The organism is Planococcus alkaliphilus (assembly GCF_057031095.1).
Genome location: NZ_CM168060.1, coordinates 3,585,758 through 3,602,727, shown reverse-complemented (window position 1 = coordinate 3,602,727; position 16,970 = coordinate 3,585,758). Strand labels below are relative to the sequence as shown.

General features: G+C 44.9%; 20 protein-coding genes and 1 riboswitch. Of the genes, 9 read left to right on the top strand and 11 right to left on the bottom strand.

The window, feature by feature from the left end; all coding sequences use genetic code 11:
* Positions 1 to 161 precede the first annotated feature (161 nt).
* The 3 genes from AC2EXB_RS18820 (at position 162) to AC2EXB_RS18810 (ending at position 2,562) form a co-directional block, all read left to right on the top strand.
* The gene (locus AC2EXB_RS18820; protein WP_483602825.1) at positions 162 to 512 is read left to right on the top strand and encodes a PadR family transcriptional regulator; all 351 of its coding nucleotides are present in this window, start codon (positions 162 to 164) and stop codon (positions 510 to 512) included.
* The gene (locus AC2EXB_RS18815) at positions 499 to 1,497 is read left to right on the top strand and encodes an HAAS signaling domain-containing protein (RefSeq protein ID WP_483602823.1); all 999 of its coding nucleotides are present in this window, start codon (positions 499 to 501) and stop codon (positions 1,495 to 1,497) included. Before AC2EXB_RS18820 ends, AC2EXB_RS18815 begins: the two co-directional genes overlap by 14 nt.
* A gap of 294 nt (positions 1,498 to 1,791) precedes the next feature.
* On the top strand, positions 1,792 to 2,562 hold the full coding sequence (locus tag AC2EXB_RS18810; protein WP_483602822.1) for a TerC family protein: 771 nt from the start codon (positions 1,792 to 1,794) through the stop codon (positions 2,560 to 2,562).
* Between the two features lie 61 nt (positions 2,563 to 2,623).
* Here the strand turns inward: AC2EXB_RS18810 and AC2EXB_RS18805 are convergent, their stop codons facing one another.
* From AC2EXB_RS18805 to ytvA, 7 genes are all read right to left on the bottom strand, one after another.
* Positions 2,624 to 2,938 carry a DMT family transporter gene (locus AC2EXB_RS18805; protein WP_483602820.1) on the bottom strand — a complete coding sequence of 105 codons (315 nt, stop codon included), beginning with the start codon at positions 2,936 to 2,938 and terminating at the stop codon, positions 2,624 to 2,626.
* A complete protein-coding gene (locus tag AC2EXB_RS18800; RefSeq protein WP_483602818.1) occupies positions 2,938 to 3,279 on the bottom strand; it encodes a DMT family transporter in 342 nt (113 codons plus the stop codon). The genes AC2EXB_RS18805 and AC2EXB_RS18800 overlap by 1 nt, the downstream gene beginning before the upstream one ends.
* A 61-nt stretch (positions 3,280 to 3,340) precedes the next feature.
* Positions 3,341 to 3,440, bottom strand: a riboswitch (guanidine-I (ykkC/yxkD leader).
* Between the two features lie 81 nt (positions 3,441 to 3,521).
* Complete coding sequence (locus tag AC2EXB_RS18795; protein ID WP_483602817.1) at positions 3,522 to 4,133, bottom strand: FMN-binding negative transcriptional regulator; 612 nt, start codon at positions 4,131 to 4,133, stop codon at positions 3,522 to 3,524.
* 13 nt (positions 4,134 to 4,146) lie between these two features.
* A complete protein-coding gene (gene paiA / locus AC2EXB_RS18790; protein ID WP_483602815.1) occupies positions 4,147 to 4,665 on the bottom strand; it encodes a spermidine/spermine N(1)-acetyltransferase in 519 nt (172 codons plus the stop codon).
* A gap of 23 nt (positions 4,666 to 4,688) precedes the next feature.
* Positions 4,689 to 5,141: a MarR family winged helix-turn-helix transcriptional regulator gene (locus AC2EXB_RS18785; RefSeq protein ID WP_483602813.1), complete on the bottom strand. Its 453-nt coding sequence runs from the start codon at positions 5,139 to 5,141 to the stop codon at positions 4,689 to 4,691.
* A 126-nt stretch (positions 5,142 to 5,267) separates the two neighbouring features.
* Positions 5,268 to 5,858: a hypothetical protein gene (locus AC2EXB_RS18780; RefSeq protein ID WP_483602811.1), complete on the bottom strand. Its 591-nt coding sequence runs from the start codon at positions 5,856 to 5,858 to the stop codon at positions 5,268 to 5,270.
* A 77-nt stretch (positions 5,859 to 5,935) separates the two neighbouring features.
* Complete coding sequence (gene ytvA, locus AC2EXB_RS18775) at positions 5,936 to 6,730, bottom strand: YtvA family blue-light photoreceptor (protein WP_483602809.1); 795 nt, start codon at positions 6,728 to 6,730, stop codon at positions 5,936 to 5,938.
* Positions 6,731 to 6,959: 229 nt separating this feature from the next.
* On the opposite strand from ytvA, the gene AC2EXB_RS18770 reads away from it, so the two are divergent.
* The 5 genes from AC2EXB_RS18770 (at position 6,960) to AC2EXB_RS18750 (ending at position 12,144) form a co-directional block, all read left to right on the top strand.
* Positions 6,960 to 7,538: a DeoR family transcriptional regulator gene (locus AC2EXB_RS18770; RefSeq protein ID WP_483602807.1), complete on the top strand. Its 579-nt coding sequence runs from the start codon at positions 6,960 to 6,962 to the stop codon at positions 7,536 to 7,538.
* A gap of 88 nt (positions 7,539 to 7,626) precedes the next feature.
* Positions 7,627 to 9,006, top strand: coding sequence for a PepSY-associated TM helix domain-containing protein (locus AC2EXB_RS18765; RefSeq protein ID WP_483602805.1), 1,380 nt, complete (start codon positions 7,627 to 7,629; stop codon positions 9,004 to 9,006).
* Between the two features lie 18 nt (positions 9,007 to 9,024).
* Positions 9,025 to 9,495, top strand: a complete 471-nt coding sequence (locus tag AC2EXB_RS18760) for a FixH family protein (protein ID WP_483602803.1) — start codon at positions 9,025 to 9,027, stop codon at positions 9,493 to 9,495.
* Positions 9,496 to 9,756: 261 nt separating this feature from the next.
* Positions 9,757 to 10,881, top strand: a complete 1,125-nt coding sequence (proB, locus tag AC2EXB_RS18755) for a glutamate 5-kinase (RefSeq protein WP_483602801.1) — start codon at positions 9,757 to 9,759, stop codon at positions 10,879 to 10,881.
* On the top strand, positions 10,882 to 12,144 hold the full coding sequence (locus AC2EXB_RS18750; protein WP_483602799.1) for a glutamate-5-semialdehyde dehydrogenase: 1,263 nt from the start codon (positions 10,882 to 10,884) through the stop codon (positions 12,142 to 12,144).
* A gap of 159 nt (positions 12,145 to 12,303) precedes the next feature.
* Here AC2EXB_RS18750 and AC2EXB_RS18745 read toward each other — a convergent pair whose 3' ends face one another.
* Complete coding sequence (locus AC2EXB_RS18745) at positions 12,304 to 12,717, bottom strand: DUF4395 domain-containing protein (RefSeq protein ID WP_483602797.1); 414 nt, start codon at positions 12,715 to 12,717, stop codon at positions 12,304 to 12,306.
* Positions 12,718 to 12,911: 194 nt separating this feature from the next.
* On the opposite strand from AC2EXB_RS18745, the gene AC2EXB_RS18740 reads away from it, so the two are divergent.
* Entirely contained in the window at positions 12,912 to 13,913 is a 1,002-nt protein-coding gene (locus tag AC2EXB_RS18740; RefSeq protein WP_483602795.1) for an EAL domain-containing protein, read from the top strand.
* Positions 13,914 to 13,954: 41 nt separating this feature from the next.
* Here the strand turns inward: AC2EXB_RS18740 and AC2EXB_RS18735 are convergent, their stop codons facing one another.
* From AC2EXB_RS18735 to AC2EXB_RS18725, 3 genes are all read right to left on the bottom strand, one after another.
* Positions 13,955 to 14,962 (bottom strand): FecCD family ABC transporter permease, encoded by a 1,008-nt coding sequence (locus tag AC2EXB_RS18735; RefSeq protein ID WP_483602793.1) that lies wholly within the window; start codon positions 14,960 to 14,962, stop codon positions 13,955 to 13,957.
* The gene (locus AC2EXB_RS18730) at positions 14,959 to 15,957 is read right to left on the bottom strand and encodes a FecCD family ABC transporter permease (protein ID WP_483602791.1); all 999 of its coding nucleotides are present in this window, start codon (positions 15,955 to 15,957) and stop codon (positions 14,959 to 14,961) included. The genes AC2EXB_RS18735 and AC2EXB_RS18730 overlap by 4 nt, the downstream gene beginning before the upstream one ends.
* A gap of 85 nt (positions 15,958 to 16,042) precedes the next feature.
* Positions 16,043 to 16,969: an iron-hydroxamate ABC transporter substrate-binding protein gene (locus AC2EXB_RS18725; RefSeq protein WP_483602790.1), complete on the bottom strand. Its 927-nt coding sequence runs from the start codon at positions 16,967 to 16,969 to the stop codon at positions 16,043 to 16,045.
* Position 16,970 lies beyond the last annotated feature (1 nt).

The window sequence follows — 16,970 nt, the reverse complement described above, 5'->3', positions numbered from 1 at the left end:
AGGAACGAAATGCAATGAGAAATTGGCTCTTTACGGGGCCAATTTTTTATATCCATAATTATAGTTGAATTATCAGATTATTATTGTTTTATTTTTCATAATAGTGTATGATGCATAGTATAAAGGTGTACGTCGTACAGTATAGCTAGGGAGGTTTAAAAATGGACAATTCCTTATTTAATAGCTTATCCACTGAACTGCGAAGAGGAACTTTGACGTTAGCCGTGTTGAGCCAGCTCCAAACTCCGCAATACGGTTATTCGCTTGTTCAGTTATTGGAAAGCAGCGGAATTTCAATGGAACAAAGCACCTTGTATCCGCTGCTACGGAGGCTGGAAAAACAGGAACTTGTCACAAGCAGTTGGGATACGACCGAAAGCCGACCGCGGAAATATTATGTTTTGAGCGATTACGGGACAGAGATTTTTGGCATGCTGAAAGAAGAATGGGAAAAGACGTCGCGTGAGCTCTACACTTTACTTAAAGGAGCGGAGACAAATGAATCTGATTGAGCTGTACATTGGAGAAGTGACGCGCAGGCTGCCTGAGAAGAACAGGGAAGACATTGCCTTGGAATTGCGATCGACCATTGAAGACATGCTGCCAGAGGATTATACGCTGCATGATGTAAAGGAAGTGCTGGCAAAGCTCGGAAATCCCGCGATTCTCGCCAGCGGCTATAAAGAACGGCCGATGCATTTAATCGGGCCGCGATTCTATGATCTTTACATCGACTTATTGAAACTGATATTGCCGATTGCCGTCCTTGTTTCACTGATCGCAGTGGGTATTACATCGATTTTCACCGCAGATGGAGGCGCTACGATCACAGAAACCATCACAGCGATTGTCGGGAGTGCCATTTCAGCGAGCGTCAATGCAGCCATTCAAGTGTTTTTCTGGCTGACAGTTGTTTTCGCGATTATCGAAAGGGCCGATCATTCCACTTCCCATGCGCCTTTAACGTCTAAATACCAGGAATGGACGCCGGATGATTTAAAGGAAACGATCCATATTCCGAAAGAAAAAAAGATCACCAAATATCAAATTGCAGGAAGTTTGATTTGGACGGCTATTTGGTCTGTGTTCTACTTTAATGCGGATGACTGGGTAGGGGTTTACCGAAACGGTGAATTGATCACGCCGACGTTCAACCAGGAAGTTCTCTTGTCCTATTGGCTGCTCGTGGCACTTGTCATCGTATTGGAGATTGCATTATCAATCTATAAATGGCGCGAAGAGCAGTGGACAGTAAGGTTGGCCGTGTTGAATGCTGCTGTCCAAGCAATTTCGACCGTTGTTTTCGTCGTCATTTTCACAGATGCGACGTTATTCAACGAGCGCTTCCTAGTTGAAATCAACGCGATATTCGGCGCAGATTTCAATATGAACTGGATGATTGGTGGTGTTTTACTGCTTGTCATCGTGACCGCTTTAATGGATATTGTGCAAGGTTTCCAAAAAGCCCGCATCCAAGAGGCGAAAAGAAAAATTTAAAAAGTCAAGAAATCGCTGGACAGTAAAGCTTCTTCTTTAGAAAAATGACTGTGCCATAATTTAGACAAATGTGATGATTCATCATGTTTAAAGAGATGCTATACTAACCGTACAACTCAATAGACTTTGACTTTATGTCAAAGGGGAGTAGCTATAGGGAAACCTATTTCACAGTCGTCATTACATGGTTCGTAGCCATCGGTTGTGATAGCAAACAATTTTGCTTAGCGAGACCTTTGCCTTTTATTAGGCAAGGGTCTTTTTTGTTGGCAAAAATTAGGAGGAGGATGAAAGATGGAAGCAATTTTATTGGAATATTTATGGGTGCTGCTCGTACTGGTAGCACTGGAAGGCTTGTTGGCGGCCGATAATGCGGTGGTCATGGCGGTCATGGTGAAGCATTTGCCGAAAGAGCAGCAGAAAAAAGCATTATTTTACGGGTTATTAGGAGCGTTCGTGTTCCGTTTTGCCGCTTTGTTCATGATCACGTTATTGGTGGATGTTTGGCAGATTCAAGCACTTGGGGCAGCGTACTTGCTATTTATCGCCTTTAAGCATATTTACGATCAGCGAAAAGGGAAAGACCACACAATTGAGCCGGAAGCGACAAAAGGCTCCGGTTTCTGGATGACAGTATTGAAAGTCGAATTGGCGGATATCGCTTTTGCGATCGATTCCATGTTGGCAGCAGTCGCTCTGGCGATTACCTTGCCGCATTTGGATTTATTCGGCGTCCGTGAAATTGGCGGCATCAACTCCGGGCAATTTGCAGTGATGCTAGCGGGTGGATTGGTCGGACTCGTCATTATGCGATTTGCTGCCCATAAATTCGTTAAACTATTGGCGAACTATCCGCAATTAGAAACGACGGCCTTTGTTATTGTCGGGTGGGTGGGCGTCAAATTGACTATCCTCACTCTGGGACATAAAGAGCTTGAGATCATCCCTTATGAATTTGCCCATTCGACAGAATGGAAACTGATTTTCTGGGGAGTCCTACTCGGAATTGTAGCAGTCGGCGCGTTGATCAGTGTGAAAAAGAAAAAACAGGAACAAGCACAATAAATAACTGTATAACAAATAAAAAGAAGGCAAAGTCTCCTGCAGACATTGCCTTCTTTTCCGTTTAAGAAACCAATTTCAACCCGACAGCTGCACCCAATACCAACGCAATGAAGAAAATACGTTTCCAGTCTTTTGATTCGTTGTAAAAAAGCATTCCGAGAATAGCGCCGCCGGATGCCCCGATGCCGGTCCAGACGGCATAAGCGGTTCCCATCAGCAAAGTTTCCATCGCGTAGGCCAAAAAGACAAAGCTTGCCCCGAAACCCAAAACAAGTAGAACAGCGGACTGCCAATTGCGGTCCTGATGCAGTTTATTGATCATTGCGACGCCGAACATTTCACAGATGCCAGCTAGTATTAGTGCTGCCCAAGCCATTACGCATCGCCTCCTTCCGGTTTTGCATCAGGGGTGACGAGCTTCAGCCCGATGACGCCAGCCAGCAAAACGCCGACCAAAATTAATTTTTCGATTTTCAGCGGTTCATTGAATAATAGAATGTCTGAGAGAACCGTCCCAACGGTGCCAAGCCCGACAAATACCGCATAAACTGTTCCAACCGGCAGTTTTCGGCCGGCCATAATCATCACGGTAAAACTGATGATGATCGCAATGACCGTAATCGTCCATTCCAAAGAATTATCCGCATGCTTTAATCCGATGACCCAAACCACCTCAAAAACAGCTGCTAGTATGACTTTTAGCCAATTTAAATTCACGATTGCTACCTCCTTTTGGATAATAAAAATAAAAAAAGCCTGGGAGAACTGTAAAAACAGTTTCTCCCAGGCTTTTGTCCTTCCGTGGCATAGCAACAAGCTATGAGTTTTCTCTCGGACCAGGCCAGCACGCAGGCTGCGGAACCCTAGAAAACATTTCCGATATGCAGTTAATTCAAAGCTTACTTTATTTAGAGCGATGTTTCAATCCAAAAGGGTTCAGTGGGCAGAAAAAGCAGCGCTCAACGTTTCTTTTCCATCACATGCGCCATTTCCTGAGATGCAGCAGGCTTTTCTTCCTGCAATTTTTGAACGATGTTCCGGTAATCTGCTTCATTGCGATTTTGACTGAGTTTATTGGCAGCTTGGATTTCGGTCACACGGATCTTGAAACCGACAATGCCTTTCAGCTCTTTATCAAGCAATTCAGGAGACAAAGTATCCCAAAGCACAGCATGTTCGCGGTGTTTCTCGTATTTATTCAAAAGCTCCGATAAGTCGTGCTCCAATTCTTGTCCGGATAGAAGCTGCGGCGTTCCGTAAATGTGGACAGACTGATAGTTCCAGGTCGGAACATTTTCCTGTTCGTACCAGGAAGAGGAGATATAGGCGTGCGGCCCTTGGAACATGGCGAGCACTTCCTCCGAATGTTCGAATGTCCGCCACTGGGGATTCCCATAAGCCATATGCCCGGTTAAATAATAGTCTTCCTGTTCTTTTGTAAACTGGAAAGGGAGGTGGGTGGCAATGGGCCGTCCTTTTCTCGTAGTAACAAGCGTTCCAAACGCGTGCTGCCGGAGAAACTCACGGACCTCATCGAAATCGTTGACTTTAAATTGCTTTGGAATGTACATAGCGTTCCGCCTTTCACGAAAGGGTTTTGGTCATGATCAAATCGATTTGCTCGTCATCTCCCATAAAGAATGAATGCGCCCCTGTCTGGACGAATCCTTTTTTCTGATAAAAGCCGATGGCATTTTCGTTATCTTCCCAGACGCCAAGCCAAATTTTCTTTTTTCCTAATTGCAGCGCCAGGTCGATCGCTTTTTGCAGCAATTGTTTGCCGAGCCCATGTTTGTGGAATTTTGTTCTGACGTAAATCCGCTCGATTTCAAGCGCATCCTCGCCCGATTCTTCTGTCTGGGCTGATCCCGTATTGATTTTCAGATAGCCGGCAATATGCTGGCCGCTGTAGACGAAAAAGAAGTGGGAGAGCGGATTCGCCAACTCTTTTTTCAATTGCTCTAAATTATAGGCTTTTTCCAGGTAAGCCTGCAAATGTTCGGGCGAATTCTGCTCCTGAAATGTATCCGTGAAGGTTTCAATACTGATTTTCTGAAGCTCCTGCAAATCTTCTAAGGTGCATTTTTGTATTATTGCTGTCATCGGGCCGCCACTCCTTTTCCATCTTAATAAATTCGTTTACGTCCTTTTTTCACGAATTCCCAATCTTTTTCTACATTTTTTCGGATACGTTGAAGCAAGGAAAACGCCATTTCCTTCTCTTCTTCTGAAAATCCATCCATGGCCATACGATCCGAATGGATATTTTCCTTTTTGATAAAAGGATAAGCTGCTTTCCCTTTTTCGGTAGGAAACAGCTTTTTCGTTTTTTTATTCTGCGGGTCTTCGCGTTTCTCGATAAAACCGTTAGCTTCCAGCTTTTGAACGGCCCGGGCTGCGGTGGAGCGGTCAACTTTAATCAGTTCCAGCAACTTTTCCTGAATGATGCCGGGATGTTCACAAATCCGGACCAGATAGAGGTATTGCCCTTTTGTCAGGTTCAATTCCTTGAATTCGATATTGCTGATGGAATCCAATGCTCTGGAAATCATTCCAATTTCCCGAAGAATTTCTTTCATGACTATCACCTTTCTCTTTATTGCAAATGCAACAAAAAATACGCTAGATTCAATTTAATTCATTTTAAGACCATTTGCAATCGAAATCGTATTTTCTATGAATTAATAATCAAGCGGAAAATCCAGTCAGTCTTCCCAATAAAAGAAAGCATCAAGTATCAAGTAATCCTTCGGCTTGCGATAAAGGGTAGGAATCCGGCTCTTAAATGGGAGGAGTTCGCCAAGCTTTTCCGCTTCCATTTCTTCGAAGCCGAATTCTTTCAATGCTTGAACTAATTGAGAGGCAAGAGGCTTTAATTTCTCCGGTACGTTTAATCGTTCTGGTCCGTCCAGAAGGGAGCCGTACGCTCCACTGATTTCTTCGCCTGTCCTTCTGTCGATGGTTCGATAACGGACATCTCCACCTAAAATGGCTGCGGGGGCCAATCGGCATATATCAATAATCAAGCCTTCTCTTTTTTCCTCACGGATCGTTGCTTTTTCTTGAATGACAGAAACATCCTCATTTCGATAACAGAAAAACTCCACAAAAGAAGCATAGCCGCTGCCGAAATGATTCCATTCGGCTTCGCACACCACATTCGGAATTCTGCAGATCCGGTGGAACAAGCGGTTAATATGGGCGCTGACTTCCTTTTCGTCCCGAGTATCGTATGGGAATTGATCGCTGATGATTCTTCCGGCGATCAATTGTTGCAAGTCGTCGTTCGAAAACATAAACAGCCTCCTTAAAAATAAGCCTTGATCCCTCGTTGGTTGCGAAAGGATTAAGGCTTCTGATTTATCCAGTTGTTTTAGTTGTTCAGTTTTCCGTTAGCACCCATCACGGTTTTGATCGCTTGCTGAACGGTCGAGAACGTCCGAAGGGAATGCTCAGGTGCTTGCATGCTGGAGATTTCGATAGCAGTCTTTGGTGTGATGCCGGTAATATACAAAGTTCCGCCCATTAGGCGAAGGACATCCTGGATCATCAAGAGGCGGACATATAAGAAGCTTTCTTCCCAGATGACGCCGGAAATATCAATAATGATATGGCGGGTCGCATTCTTTTGGACGTATTCACTCAATTTTTCGGTCAGAACAGTAAAGCGCTCTTCATTCATTTTGCCGACTAGCGAGACAGCACCTAAATTTTCATGGATGGGTAGAATCGGCAGCAGCAGACGATTGATTTCGTCCTCTTTTTCTGCAAGCAAAAGGCGCTGATATTCTTCAGTTGAAACATCTGTCTGGGTTCCGATGAAGTATAGATGGTCTTCTATAGTTATAGGTTCAATATTCAAACGGTTCCAGAAAGCTGTACCGTCTTTACGGAAGTTCTTTATGGTCACAGTAGTTTGCTCTTTGTTGGCAATGGCATCTCTTAATTGCAGAATCGCTGCTTGATCCGTTTCCGGCCCTTGCAAAAAGCGGCAATTGTGTCCGATTGACTCTTCACGGGAGTAGCCGGTCAGTTTTTCAAAAGTTTTATTCGTATAAATAATCGGGTTATCTTGCTGCTGCGGATCTGTCACAACAGTCGCTACACGACTGCCATTCAACATTGCTTCAAAAATAGCAATTTGTGTTTCAGGGGTTAAATTTTTCATGAAGATTACTCCAGTCTATTATGGATTCGCATACTGTTTTCAACTATTTCAATTTTATAGATAAATTAAATTCTACAGAATATGAGAGGTTTCAGCAAACTGGAAACAAGGGAATGTGAATGTTCATCATAAATTCACATTTATCAACAAGAAGTACTAGTTCTTTCATAGCCTTTCTTTTAAGATGAAACTTAAGAGCAAAAATTATAAATGAGAAGAGGGACAAGCCATGCTTCCTATTGAACGGCAGCAACAAATACTAGACTGGTTAGAAAAAGAAGGGGCATTAAAAGTTTCCGCCATCAGCAGTCGATTAGGCACATCAGAAATGACAGTGTACCGGGATATACAATCACTCGTCGAAGAGCAGAAAGTGGAAAAGACGTCGAACGGGGTAGCGCTAAAAACAGCGGTTTCCACTGCGGCAGATACATGTTCTTATTGTTTTAAAAAAGCAGATACGCGCTTAGCATTCCAACTGATCAAAAAGAATCATCAGGTAGAACAAGCTTGCTGCGCTCATTGCGGGCTGCTGCGTTATCGCGACATTGCTGATGAAGTGGCCTATGTCATCGGCAAAGATTATTTAACGGATATAACCTTTAATGCGAAAACAGGAACTTTTTTAATGAACGCGGAGATTAAACTCAATTGCTGTGAACCACAATTGATCCCGTTTGCAAACAGCAGCCAGGCAGACCGCTTCCAGCTTGGGTTCAGCGGTGAGAGTTATCCATTTGAAGAAGCGGTGGAACGCTTAGCCAAAGAGATGGGCGGCGGACATTGCTGCAGCAAAAAAGAGATCTAAAACGGGATTTCTTCCGTTAGATAAAGTAAAAAATCAAACTGCAGGAATTCACCGGAAATCTGTAAGTTTCTGAAATGAGGCAAACCAAATGGAAGAAAACAAAGAACAAAAGGGTATTACTGGCACAAAAAAAAGTTCGAAAAACAATCAGCTCCATAAGACCATTTGGCGTTGGCATTTTTATGCGGGCATTATTTTTGCGCCGATTCTCGTGCTATTGGCAGTAACAGGATCCATTTATCTATTCAAGGCGGAGATTGAGAATGTACTATACGCGGATTATTACCAAGTGGAGCCTCAAGGCGATAAAGTATCTGTATCGGCGCAGCTAGAGGAAGTGCAAGCTTTGCATCCAGGGGCAATTGTCACCAAATACCGTCCCGGAGAAGATGAAGCGCGATCCAACGAAGTGACGGTCAGTTCAAATGGAGAATCGCTTACGGTATTCATGGATCCTTATACGGGCAAATCAATAGGTGAATTAAAAGATGACGACCGAATCATGGATAAAATCGAAGAAATCCATGGGGAGCTGATGGCGGGTACGCTTGGCGACCGCATTGTAGAGTTAGCTGCCTGCTGGACGATTGTGCTGATGGCGACCGGCTTTTTCCTGTGGTTTCCGAAAAAGCGGAAAGGCTTCGGCAGCGTATTATTTCCCCGCTTTGGAAAAGGCAGCAAAATCCTTCGACGCGATTTACACGCCGTCCCGGCTTTTTGGTTAACGGGCGGTCTGCTGTTTCTAGTAATGACCGGCTTGCCATGGTCCGGCTTTTGGGGAAACAATTTCCAAGCCATCATCACAAATTCCGGTGAAGGCTATCCGCCGTCAGTCTGGATCGGGGATGCCCCGTCTTCAGACATCGAGACCCAGGAAATTGCAGAAGTTCCATGGGCAGCAGAAACATTGGATGTCCCGCTTTCATCTGTGCAGGGACTGATTCCCATGCCAATAGATAAAGTAGTGGAAATTGCAGATCAGCAAGGAATCTATCCGGGATATTCGATTTTCATACCGCAGGAGCAAGACGGGGTTTACACCTTATCAGTCTTCCCGCCGAAAGCACAGGATGAAGCGACGATGCATATCGATCAATACTCAGGTGCTGTTTTGGCCGATTACCGGTATGACAATTACGGAATCATCGGAAAAATAGTGGCATGGGGAATTACACTTCATAAGGGATCGCAGTTTGGATTGGTTAACCAGTTAATCAGTTTAATTATCTGCCTAGGGGTGATTTTCACCGTTTTCACCGGCATTTATCTTTGGTGGAAGCGCAAACCGAAAAAGGGGTCAGGCGCTCCTAAAGCACCGGCCATCTTCAAAACAAAACCATTCTTGGCGCTAATGATCGTATTGGGGATTCTATTCCCATTGGTCGGATTGTCGATCCTGATTGTTTGGCTTGTGGATTGGGCAATTATCCAGCGCGTGCCTGCAGTTAAACGATGGTTGAATGCTTAGAGAAAGAGGGAGATTCAGATGAAATCAATTCGTTTACTGCTGTTGCTCTTTAGCAGTTTGTGCATTCTTTCTGCTTGTTCTGCAAGCGAGGATGCGGCAGACTTATATAAAAAAGAAAAGCCGCTCCAAGTGGAAGTCGATATGCCGGAACCGCTATCGGCAGAAACCACACAGACAGTCAAAGCTGTATTAAAACAAGATGGAAAACCGGTGGAAGGCGCCGGGTTTGTCCATTTTGAAATTTGGAAACAGGATCATTCAATCCGTTATCCAATGGAAGAAGCGGCAGAAATCGGAAATGGCGTCTACCAGATGGATATCCGATTTAAAGAAGATGGCCTGTATTACCTGGAAGTCCATGCCGGCAACGAAGGTTCGCTGGTCAGCCCGGTCCGGCAATTCATTGTTGGTGAATTGTCCGAACAGGAAATGGAAAGCTTGAAACAAGGTGCTCCAACTCAGCAGGAAGTTCCGGGACACCATCATTGAGGGTACTTGGGTGCGAATTCAACAAATAATAATTCCATTTCTACGAAAGCCTGGGAAAGTCATTTTCGGGCTTTCATTATGCATTGAAAAAGAATAAATATACATAATAGGTAAATGGAAATTGTCAAAAAGCCAGAAAATAAAAGAAAAAATTCGAAATGATTTCTAGTGTAGTGTTGACTAAAAATTCAATATAACGCATAATAATGCTATTATTCATTTTCGGAAAAGTCTCGGAATACAAATGGGTGGTGTCGGTGCGTGAAAAAGAAAAGAATCGTAGTGAAAATTGGCAGCAGCTCGCTGACGAACAAAAACGGAGGCCTGTGCCTGGAAAAATTGCAGGAACATGTCGAGGCGCTTGCCCGGTTAAAAGAATTGGGCCATGATGTAATTTTAATTTCGTCTGGGGCGGTTGCGGCTGGTTTTACCGATCTTGGCTATACAACGCGTCCGGTCAGCATTGTTGGAAAACAGGCAGCAGCTGCTGTCGGCCAAGGACAATTGCTGCACGCCTATTCTCAGGAATTCAAAAAACATGAAATCGTGTCAGCCCAATTGTTATTGACGAAGCAGAACCTGCTGGCCAAAGACCTTTACCAGAATGCGACAGCGACTTTAACCGAATTATTAAAACGTAATGTGCTGCCGATCATCAATGAGAATGATTCGGTATCCGTAGACGGCCTCACATTTGGAGACAACGATATGCTGTCGGCGCTTGTCAGTGGATTGATACAAGCACAGATGCTCATCATTCTGACGGATGTAAACGGAATTTACCGGGACGACCCGCGCATGAATCCGGAAGCCGGAAAATATGAGTTTTTGTCGGAGATTCCGGATGAGCTGATCAAAGCCACGTCCAGTGAAGGTTCACTTGTGGGAACCGGCGGCATGAAATCCAAAGTCGAAGCGGCACAAACTGCTTTGGCCCTTGGATCGCAAATTTTTATCGGCACCGGTTCTGGCAGCGAAAAACTCGTGCAGATTCTTGAAGGCAATGGCGATGGCACATACATCGGCGACGACCCGCAGGCGACGGTCAAGAATTCCAAACAATGGCTGGCGCTCCATTCGATGCCAACGGGAAAAATTGAAGTGGATGACGGAGCGGCTTTGGCAATTTCAGCGCAAGGAAGAAGTTTGCTGCCGGTAGGCATTACAAGAATTGGCGGCCGCTTTAACGCGGATGATGTTGTCGAAGTCTTAAATCCAGCCGGCGAAGTAATCGGCAGAGGGCAAGTGAATTTCTCTTCGGAAGATTTAGCGGAAATTAAAGGGTTGTGCAGCGAGGAAGCCCGAGTCATTACGAAGACGGGAAAAAGGCAAGTCGTCATCCATCGAGACCAGTGGTTCAGCGCTACCCGAAAGGAGCAGTTGTGAATGAGTGGAATTCTTCAGAAAACCAATGATCTTTTAGAAAAAGCAGCGCTTGCCAAAAAAGCGGCTGCTGAAATGGCCAAACAGTCCACTGACGCAAAAAATAAAGCTTTGTTGCTGATGGCGAATCAACTGATGGAGGAACAGGATTTCCTTCTGGCTGAAAATGAAAAAGACATCGCTGCCGGTAAACTTTCAGGAATGAGCGATTCGCTGATTGACCGGCTCCGATTGGATGCCAACCGTTTAAAAGGCATGGCGGATGCGCTGGTTTTATTAACCCAATTGGAAGACCCGGTCGGAGAAGTGCTGGAATCATGGAAGCAGCCGAACGGGCTTGAGATGACCAAAATCCGTGTGCCGCTCGGTGTCATTGGCATGATTTATGAAGCGCGCCCTAACGTAACAGTCGATGCATCGAGCCTTTGCCTGAAGACCGGGAATGCTGTGGTGCTTCGCGGCAGTTCAACTGCCATCCATTCCAATAAAGCTTTGGTTGCCGTCATTCACCGGGCGCTGAAAAAGAGCGAATTGCCGGTTGAGGCGGTTCAATTGATCGAAGATACCAGCAGGGAAACCGCATCCGATATGTTCAAGCTGAATTCTCACTTGGATGTCTTGATCCCAAGAGGCGGTGCTAAATTGATCAAGACAGTGGTGGAAAACTCTACCGTTCCCGTTCTGGAAACAGGAGCGGGCAATTGCCATGTTTATATTGATAAAACGGCGAATGTGGAGATGGCTATCGACATTGCACTGAATGCGAAAACGCAGCGTCCATCCGTCTGCAATGCGTGTGAAACGATTTTAGTGGAAAAAAATTGGGCGGCTGCCCATCTTGGAAAGCTGATTGAAGCCTTGCAGAAAAAAGAAGTCGTGATTCATGGCGATTCTTTTGTGCAGCAATGGGAGCATGTGATTCCGGCAACGGAAGAAGATTGGGGGACGGAATACCTCGGTCTTGAAGCTTCGGTGAAAGTGGTAGGTACAGTGGAAGAAGCGATCCGGCACATCAATTCATACGGCACCAAGCATTCGGAAGCCATTATCTCAGAAGCCCCTGGAAATGTTGAAAAGTTCTTTATGGAAGTAGATGCAGCAGCAGTCTACCATAATGCGTCTACGCGTTTCACAGATGGCTTTGAATTTGGTTTCGGCGCAGAAATTGGCATCAGCACGCAAAAATTGCATGCACGGGGCCCCATGGGGCTGCCAGCTTTAACATCGACGAAATACTTGATTAAAGGCAATGGCCAAACAAAATAAGTGCATGAAAAAGGAGTTGTCCCAAAAGTAATTTGGGACAACTCCTTTTTGCGACGAAGCTAGCGCAGCGATGCAGGAGCAATAGTATAATCACACGCTTTATTAGAAAAGAAGGGGCTGTCCAATAAGTCTTTATTTGACTTATTGGACAGCCCCTTTTCAATTTGCCGCTTTCGTGCGATGGTGCTTCCACATCATATAGCGGTAGCGGATGGTGCAGCCGATACAATATCCCAGGAGGGCCACACCTGCTGCGGCCACGACCATGATGCTAAAAGCATAGCCTATTATAGTAAAGCCAAAAGCGAAAAATGCCAGCGAAAAGCCAAGGCAGATTGTCGCAATCCATTGGTTGAACAATTGCTGGTCTTTGTCTTCCTGAATATAAGACATGGGGGGATTTTTCAAGAATCGTTTGCTGAATCGGATGACCGGATTGGATTTGGTAGCCAAGGTATAGACGCCGACTGCAAAAGGAAGGAGCAAAATCGCCTTATGGAAAATAAGTGCTATTATGACAGTTAAAACGATAAAAGCTTGATTGGTTTGCACAAGCGGTTTTGGAATGGTCAAGAAGAGCCCTCCTTTTTTCATTATTATACCAGGTTGTTTACTCGGGATAAAAGAATTCCATCCTATTTATCTTCTCAATAGTAAAAGATTTTGCTTTAAATAAATATTTCCTGCAAATTAGGCACAAAATACTTTCTTTAATTAGGTATTTTGAAGTAGACTCAACTTATACAAGAAAGAGGAGGCTTCCTAATTTGGAATGCAATAATTGTTCCGTTAATGAACTGAAGTTTGAGATTAAAGTTGAAGGCGAATTGAATCAGTCGATTTTGCCGCAAGTCATTGAGCATTTAATGAGAAGAGATATAGAAGTAAAAGAAAAAGAGCAGGGCATCATTATCCCGGAATCCGGTGCGAAGGAATTCATGGATTTTTGTGAGCACTTCATGGTGACGGAGCAGGTCGAATTCCGTGTCAACAAAGAAGCGTGGAAGCCATTTTCTCAAATTGAAACAGTCATGGATATGCAATGGATCGACAACGTCATCAAAAAAGAATTGATTACGTGCCATTATCAGCCGATTGTGGACGCCGAAGAGAATATCTTCGCGTATGAGATGCTGTCGCGTTTCAAAAACGAAGACGGTTCGATGATTTATCCGAATGAAATTTTCCCGGCTGCGAAAAGCCGTGGCCGCTTGTACGCGCTTGACCGGGTTTGCCGGATGACCGCTGTGAAATATGCAGCTAAACTTGAAAATAAAAAAGCATTCATCAATTTCATTCCGACATCGATTTATTCTCCTGAATTTTGCTTGCGTTCTACGACGCTTTTGGCAAATCAATTGAACGTAGATCCTAAGCAGCTAGTGTTTGAAGTCGTTGAAACGGAACAAGTCGACGATTTGGACCATTTAAAGAAAATCCTTACTTACTATAAGGAAAAAGGCTTTGATTATGCGTTGGATGATGTGGGCGAAGGATTCAGCACAGCGGAAGTACTGGCCGAGCTGAGACCGAAATACATGAAGCTTGATATGCAATATGTACAAGGCGTTGCAGAGGAAACTGGCAAGCAGAAAGTCGCTTTGTCATTCTTGAAAAAAGCGCTTGCTGTAGGTTCTGTGCCACTGGCTGAAGGGGTGGAAACCGAGGAAGACTTCAATTGGCTGAAAGAAAAAGGCTATGAATTATTTCAAGGCTATTATTTCGGCAAACCGGAAGCGGAACCGAGAACGGAACTCGCATTTGCATAAAATCAAAAAAGCACTTGGGAAGCAGCCGCTTCCCAAGTGCTTTATTTTTTTAGCAATAAATACATAAAATACGGTGCACCGATCAGAGCAGCGACAATTCCAGCTGGAATGCCCGTAGGTTCTAAAACATTCCGGCCGATCGTATCTGCCAAAAGCAGCAGCCAGCCGCCGATTAAAATAGCGAGCGGCAATGCCAATTGATTGCGCGGACCGATTAATGATTTGGCAATGTGCGGTGCCATCAGTCCGATAAAAGCAATTCCGCCCGTAACCGATACAGCAGAAGCTGCTAAAGCCACAGCGGCAAGCAGCAGCACAATCCGTTCTTTCTCGATGGAAAGGCCAAGGCCGATGGCAACAGGTTCGCTAAGGCTGAGCATATTCAGCTTATTCGCTTTGTATAAAGTGAAAGGGATCAAAATGAGCAGCCAAGGCAGTAATGCCCAGATAAACGGCCAATCCGCACCCCAAATATTGCCGGCAAGCCAGCTTGCGATAAAGTCGACTTTTTCCCGCTCGGTAGAGGATATCAGGACAATCATGACACCTGACAAAGCTAGGGAAAAACCGATCCCTGTCAATACGAGGCGAACTGGCTGCAAGCCCGACTGGCGGCTATAGGAGAACACGTAAATCAGCACAGCGGTAAGCAATGCACCGCAGAAAGCGACAGCCGGCATTAAGTAAACGAAAGAACCGGCTTCTACTGGGATGAACAAAAAGAAAACCGCAATGGCAACCCCAGCTCCCGAATTGATGCCGATGATGCCGGGATCTGCTAAGTCATTCCGCGTCACTCCTTGGAGGATGGCACCAGATAAAGCAAGAGCCATACCTGCAAGCAAAGTGATGAGAATGCGCGGCAAGCGGATAGAGAATAAGATGAAATCCTCTTTGAATGTTCCGTTTCCAAGAAAAGCCGGCAACAGACGGTCAATCGGAATGGAAGAATAGCCTAAGCTTAGTCCCAGAATGATCGTAATAAGTATCATAGCCAAGAGAATAATCATAAGTATGCGTTGTTTTCGCAATAAGGCAGGTAGCATCATGAGAAAGCTCGCCCTCCTTTACGGACAATGAATAAGAAGAACGGTAAGCCGAAAATGGAAACGATGGCAGCGACCGGCGTTTCGAAAGGCGCATTGATCGTGCGTCCAAGCAAATCTGCAAAGAGCATGAAAATTGCACCGGCAATAGCAGACATCGGAATGATGAAACGATAATCGGTTCCGACAATCGCACGGACGATATGCGGGATCATCAAACCGATGAAGGCCATATTTCCGGCAAGGGCCACTGCGGCACCGGCTAAAATTGTGATGCCGAAAAACAGAACGGCTTTGATGAAGCCTGTTTTTTGTCCAAGGCCGATAGCTGTTTCTTCGCTTAAACTTAAAATCGTCAACTGTCTTGCAAGGATCATGGCGATAATCAGCCCGACGGCGATAAACGGCACGACAATCTGCAATTGACCCCAGGAAGTGCCGATTAAACCGCCTGCAGTCCACATGGAGACATCTTTTGAAATTTTAAAGTATAGGCCGATCCCTTCCGCGATAGCGGCAAGGAAAGCCGACACAGCGGCTCCGGCAAGGACAATGCGGAAAGGCGAAAAGCCGCCGCGCTTGGATGCACCAAGGCCGAAAACGATGCCGGCGCCAGCCGCTGCTCCAATAAAGCAGGCAACCGTAATCCAGAAATAATTCGCAGCAGGGATGAAGGCCAGCGTTAACGCCAATGCGGCGTTAGCACCCGCGGTAAGTCCGAGAAGTCCAGGATCCGCTAGGGGATTCCGGGTCATACCTTGCATCATGGCACCGGAAACCGCAAGGGCGGCACCGACAACAATAGCGGCTAATTCACGCGGCAGGCGAATTTCCTGGATAATGGCAATGCTGTCATTCGAAGCATTCGAGAAGAGGGCAAGCCAAACATCTTTCAGGCTGATATCTGCTGCGCCAAAGACGATGGAAGCAACGAACATGATGATGAATACAGCGAGGCTGATTATTATTTTGATTGAAAAAGACATTTTCCCGGGCATAGTCTACCATCATTTCTGTTATAGAGTGAAAAGAGGGATTCTCATAAGCAGAATCCCTCTTTTTTGTATGGTCCAGATTCTCAAATTACTTGCCTAAAAAATTCTCTAAGAAGAACTCAAGCTGATACTCTAATGAAATGGGGTCATTAAAGTAAAATTCTTTTGCATTGGCTTCAAATACTTGGCCGTTTTTAACAGCAGGCGTATTTTTGAACAAATCGGTTTCTTCAAATGAATTATCTTGCTCGCTGTCTTTGCTGAAGATCACGTAATCACCCATGTATTCAGGAAGCACTTCCTGAGATAATGCATAGAATCCATCAGCTAATGCCATTTCTTTTACTTTTTCAGGCATTTTCAATTTCATTTCCTGATAAAGGATTTCTGTACCGCGGCCCCAGTTATCCCCGAAAACGTATAATTGCTTATCAAAATTTTCGATGACCGAAACTGTAGCATCTTCACCGATTTCAGCACGGATTTCTTCGCCAGCTTCCTGTGCGCGTTTTTGGAAATCTTCAATCCAGGTTTTCGCTTCTTCTTCTTTATTCAATAGCTTGCCAATCTCTAAATGCTGATCCAGATAGCTAAGTTTGCCGTAGGTGAATGTTACGGTTGGAGCGATTTCTTCTAGTTTATCGATATTGTTGATCGTAGACAAGCCGATAATCAAATCGGGATCCAATTCGATGATTTTCTCAAGGTTCTGGTCGGTCACTTCTTCTACGCCTTCCAGATCTTTATCGAAACGAGGGTTCATCTTTGACCAAGAATCAACGCCAACTAAAGGCACGTCAAGCGCCATAACATCACCGGCGTATGTAGACAGCACGATGACACGTTGAGGATCTGCAGGTACTTCGACAGGTCCGTTTTCAGATTCAAATGTGATGGTTCCAGAATCTTCTTCCGGTTTTGCTGCCGCATTTTCATCTTTTGCTTCATCATTTCCGCATGCTGCCAGCAGCATGACAACAATAAGTAAAAATGGAAGGATTAATTTCTTTAACATG

Coding starts and splice junctions, on each gene's coding strand:
- AC2EXB_RS18815 (WP_483602823.1), top strand. CDS start 499: ATGAATCTGATTGAGCTGTACATTGGAGAAGTGACGCGCAGGCTGCCT.
- AC2EXB_RS18770 (WP_483602807.1), top strand. CDS start 6,960: ATGCTTCCTATTGAACGGCAGCAACAAATACTAGACTGGTTAGAAAAA.
- ytvA (WP_483602809.1), bottom strand. CDS start 6,730: ATGAAAAATTTAACCCCTGAAACACAAATTGCTATTTTTGAAGCAATG.
- AC2EXB_RS18820 (WP_483602825.1), top strand. CDS start 162: ATGGACAATTCCTTATTTAATAGCTTATCCACTGAACTGCGAAGAGGA.
- AC2EXB_RS18810 (WP_483602822.1), top strand. CDS start 1,792: ATGGAAGCAATTTTATTGGAATATTTATGGGTGCTGCTCGTACTGGTA.
- AC2EXB_RS18750 (WP_483602799.1), top strand. CDS start 10,882: ATGAGTGGAATTCTTCAGAAAACCAATGATCTTTTAGAAAAAGCAGCG.
- AC2EXB_RS18735 (WP_483602793.1), bottom strand. CDS start 14,962: ATGATGCTACCTGCCTTATTGCGAAAACAACGCATACTTATGATTATT.
- AC2EXB_RS18795 (WP_483602817.1), bottom strand. CDS start 4,133: ATGTACATTCCAAAGCAATTTAAAGTCAACGATTTCGATGAGGTCCGT.
- AC2EXB_RS18805 (WP_483602820.1), bottom strand. CDS start 2,938: ATGGCTTGGGCAGCACTAATACTAGCTGGCATCTGTGAAATGTTCGGC.
- AC2EXB_RS18730 (WP_483602791.1), bottom strand. CDS start 15,957: ATGCCCGGGAAAATGTCTTTTTCAATCAAAATAATAATCAGCCTCGCT.
- AC2EXB_RS18780 (WP_483602811.1), bottom strand. CDS start 5,858: ATGTTTTCGAACGACGACTTGCAACAATTGATCGCCGGAAGAATCATC.
- AC2EXB_RS18760 (WP_483602803.1), top strand. CDS start 9,025: ATGAAATCAATTCGTTTACTGCTGTTGCTCTTTAGCAGTTTGTGCATT.
- AC2EXB_RS18785 (WP_483602813.1), bottom strand. CDS start 5,141: ATGAAAGAAATTCTTCGGGAAATTGGAATGATTTCCAGAGCATTGGAT.
- paiA (WP_483602815.1), bottom strand. CDS start 4,665: ATGACAGCAATAATACAAAAATGCACCTTAGAAGATTTGCAGGAGCTT.
- AC2EXB_RS18765 (WP_483602805.1), top strand. CDS start 7,627: ATGGAAGAAAACAAAGAACAAAAGGGTATTACTGGCACAAAAAAAAGT.
- AC2EXB_RS18725 (WP_483602790.1), bottom strand. CDS start 16,969: ATGTTAAAGAAATTAATCCTTCCATTTTTACTTATTGTTGTCATGCTG.